Raw genomic sequence first — 4193 nt, 5'->3', positions numbered from 1 at the left:
CTGTTTCAGAAAGTTGAGGAGCTAAGAAAAAAGAACCGTAAAGCATATACGGTTCAAAAAATGATATCGGAGCTTGAAAATATAAAAGAAAATATGCATTAACAGCAAAGCAAAAATTGATATTAAAACAATTCGATATGGATGAAAAATATATTGACAGAAGCATTGGTTAATTTGCTACTAATGCTTCTTTTATTTTTAGTTATACAAATTCTGCAAAGTTAAGGGAAGAGACAATAAATGTAAAAAAACACGATAAATAAATAGTAATTGCATTGCGATGCAAAAACTGTTGTGTCATATTACTTTTTTGGATTATAATATAATATATAAACCGAATGTGGGGTGATTGTGTGATTGTTGAAAGAAAAGAATACCTTGAAAAATTAATTGCCTGGAAAGATAAGAAATTAATTAAAATTGTTACAGGAGTAAGGCGATGTGGTAAATCAATATTATTGGAAATTTATCAAAACTATCTGAAGCAACATAATGTAGAAAAAGAACAGATTATTGCGATTAATTTTGAAGATCTTGATTATGAGGAACTTACGGATTATAAAAAACTATATAATTATTTGAAAGAACATTTGGTGACAAATAAAATGACATATATTTTTCTGGATGAAATACAGAACGTGCCAGATTTTCCAAAAGTATTAGACAGTTTATATATAAAGAACAATGTAGATATTTATGTTACAGGTTCGAATGCTTATATGCTATCCAGTGAGATTGCAACGATGATTTCTGGAAGATATGTACAGATTGAGATGCTTCCGTTATCATTTCGTGAATATATGGAAAGTACAGGAAGTATGAATGACAGAGGGATAAAATATGCGGAATATCTGCAAAATAGTTCTTTTCCCTATACATTGGAATTAAAAAATCAACCGAATGAAATTAGGGAATATCTGGAAGGAATCTATAACACGATTGTTGTAAAAGATATTGTAAATAGAAAAAAGATAACAGATACTATGATGCTAAAAAGTGTTCTACAGTTTATTTTTGATAATATAGGAAACCCATTGTCATCGAAAAAAATTGCAGATACGATGACATCAGCAGGAAGAAAGATTGATACAAGAACGATAGAAAAATATTTGGAGGCTTTCCGCGAAAGTTATATCATCTATCAGACGAAAAGGTATGATATCAAAGGAAAACAATATCTGAAAACACTTGAAAAGTATTATATTGTTGATATTGGAATGCGCTATATGCTTTTAGGGTCAAGGCAGGCAGATGCTGGACATATTTTGGAAAATGTTGTGTATTTAGAATTATTGCGGCGAGGATACGATGTGTATGTTGGAAAAATCGGTACTTTTGAAGTGGATTTTGTAGCAAAAAATAGCAGAGGAACAATATATTATCAGGTGGCATTGACGACACATGACGAAAGTACACTTCAAAGAGAACTTCGTCCATTGCAGGTAATTAGAGATCATTATCCAAAGATAATCCTGACGATGGATGAGGAGCCGGAAGAACAATACGATGGAATTAGACGAATCAATGCAAGAGACTGGCTGTTGGGGTTAACGGAGTAAGTATAGGAAATAACAGGAAAACAATGTAGCAATTTATCATGAAAAGTCAAACACTCGAGAATTTATAATGCAGTCTAAGAACGCTTCTTAACTTTGTAAAACATGTATAACTACAATTGAATTTTTGAATAAATGGTTGATCGTAAGGAATGAGCTGTTCCAGAAAGCAGAAGTACTAAGAAAAAAGAACCGTAAAGCATATACGGTTCCAAAAATAATATCGGAGCTTGAAAATATAGAAGAAAATATGCACTGACTGCAAAACAAAAAATGATATTAAAACAATTTGATATGGATGAAAAATATATTGACAGAAGCATTGGTGAATTCAGCTACTAATGCTTCTTTTATTTTTAGTTATACAAATTCTGCAAAGTTAAGGAAATATTGTGGTTGTCTTTATATTGAAATGTTATAACAATTGATTTATAATAAAAATGAATGTTATAACAATTAAACAGGAGTCAATTATGGAAATTAAAGACGCAAAAGTATTTCATGATTATTTAAATGGTGTAATTGAAGGTGAGGATGTTAAGAAGAGTACAAAACTATATGCAGATGCTAAAACATTCTATTCAAGTGTGGATCCAAGTATTTCAGATGATCAAATTATGTATGAAGTGTATTCCTATGAACATGATGGTTTATGTTATGGATTGACTGTGATGCAGCCAGTATGCGTGAATGGAGAATGTAATGTAACACGAGGACATTTCCATGAGAATTTAGATTGTGATGAAATTTATTGTGGTATGGGTGGTGAAGGTCTTCTTTTATTGATGGATGAAGATTATCATTGTCATGCAGAAAAAGTAAAATGTGGAAGTGTTCATTATATTGATGGTCATTTGGCACATCGCCTTGTGAATACGGGAAATTGTGAATTAAAAGTGCAATGTATGTGGCCAAGTCATGCGGGTCATGATTATAAGCGTGTAGAAGAGCATCCTTTTGCAGTAAGAGTGTTTAAGAAAAATGGTGAATTAAAGGTGGAGGAAGAATGAGTTATCTAAATTTCAAATCGGAATATGATCGTTTCCCTAAAACAACAATAAAGAATCATAAAGCGTTTCATGGATATGATGAAATCTATCATGAATTAAATCGTAAAATGAATAATAACAGTGTTGTAGTCTTTGATTATTATCCAGGTGTAGATGAAGAGGAAGTATATGAATTGATTAAACGTTTCAATTTTTCTTTGGAAATCAATATGCATGATATCTTTAAAGATGGCAAAACCATGACTGAACAAATGAAATACAATCTTACGGATGATCGTGTGTTTGGCAAGATGTATTATGGTAATCTTGTGGATTTTATAGATGAAGATAAGCTAGAAGAAGTTCAAAATAAAATTAAAGAACAGAAAGAATCTGTTATTGTATATGGAGTTGGAGCTAGTTTAGTAAGTCATGGCGATGTGTATGTTTACTTTGATATGGCTAGATGGCAAATTCAATTGCGTTATCGTAAAGGGATGGCAAATTATAATGTAGATAATTATGATGAAGATATCTTAAAAAAATATAAGCGTGGCTATTTTATCGAATGGCGTATAGCGGACAAACACAAAGAAAAATGCTTTGACTGCTTTGATTATGTGGTGGATACAAATAAATCGAATGATCCAAAAATGCTTTCAAGTGATACATTTAAGATAAGTTTGCATCAATTGTCAAAACAACCATTTCGTACAGTACCATACTTTGATCCAGGCGTATGGGGTGGTCAATGGATGAAGGAAGTTTGTAACTTAGACAAGGATCAGCCAAATTATGCATGGAGCTTTGATGGGGTTCCTGAAGAAAACAGCATTCTATTTGATTATGATGGAGTTATAGTAGAACTTCCAGCTATGGATCTAGTGTTATATCAACCAAAAGAATTATTGGGAGAACAAGTCTATTCTCGTTTTGGGGCAGAATTTCCGATTCGCTTTGATTTTCTAGATACGATGGAAGGACAAAACTTATCTTTGCAGGTACATCCATTAACGGAATATATTAAAAAGAATTTTGGAATGAGTTATACACAAGATGAAAGCTACTATATTTTGGATGCCAAAGAAGATGCCGTTGTTTATTTAGGTCTAAAAGAGGGAATTCAACCAACTGAAATGATTTCGGATTTAGAGTCAGCACAAAGAGGAGAAATTGTTTTTGATGCCGATAAGTATATTAATAAGTTTCCGGCAAAGAAACATGATCACTTCTTGATTCCAGCAGGAACTTGTCATTGTTCAGGAAAGAATGCAATGGTTCTTGAAATTAGTGCAACACCATATATTTTTACGTTTAAATTGTGGGACTGGCAAAGACTAGGCTTAGATGGACTTCCTAGACCTATTCATATTGAACATGGAAAACAAGTCATTCAATGGGATCGTACTACAGATTGGGTTAAAGAAAATTTAGTGAATGCGACATATGAAGTAAAAGAAGAAGGAAATGATTGTAAGATCGAACATACGGGTTTACATGAACTAGAATTTATTGAAACTAGAAGATATACAATTAATAATAGTTCACTTCATAAAACACATGGTACAGTCAATATGTTGAATTTAGTGGATGGAAAGAGTGCAGTAATTGAAGGGGATTTTGAACCTTTCATTGTGCATTATGCAGA

The 4193-nt window shown here is 32.1% G+C and carries 3 protein-coding genes; all 3 read left to right on the top strand.

From position 1 onward, the window contains the following. Positions 1-353: 353 nt before the first annotated feature. The gene (locus tag EUBIFOR_RS02170) at positions 354-1559 is read left to right on the top strand and encodes an ATP-binding protein (RefSeq protein WP_118356661.1); all 1206 of its coding nucleotides are present in this window, start codon (positions 354-356) and stop codon (positions 1557-1559) included. A gap of 470 nt (positions 1560-2029) precedes the next feature. After that, entirely contained in the window at positions 2030-2566 is a 537-nt protein-coding gene (locus EUBIFOR_RS02165) for a glucose-6-phosphate isomerase family protein (protein ID WP_040466074.1), read from the top strand. After that, positions 2563-4193: class I mannose-6-phosphate isomerase (locus EUBIFOR_RS02160; RefSeq protein ID WP_003864260.1), on the top strand; the 1631-nt coding region annotated here is incomplete at its 3' end. The genes EUBIFOR_RS02165 and EUBIFOR_RS02160, both read left to right, overlap by 4 nt.

The sequence above is a fragment of the Holdemanella biformis DSM 3989 genome, assembly GCF_000156655.1.
Classification (GTDB): Bacteria; Bacillota_I; Bacilli_A; order Erysipelotrichales; family Erysipelotrichaceae; genus Holdemanella; species Holdemanella biformis.
The sequence above is the reverse complement of the archived record's forward strand: the minus strand, read 5'-3'. Positions and strand labels throughout refer to the sequence as shown.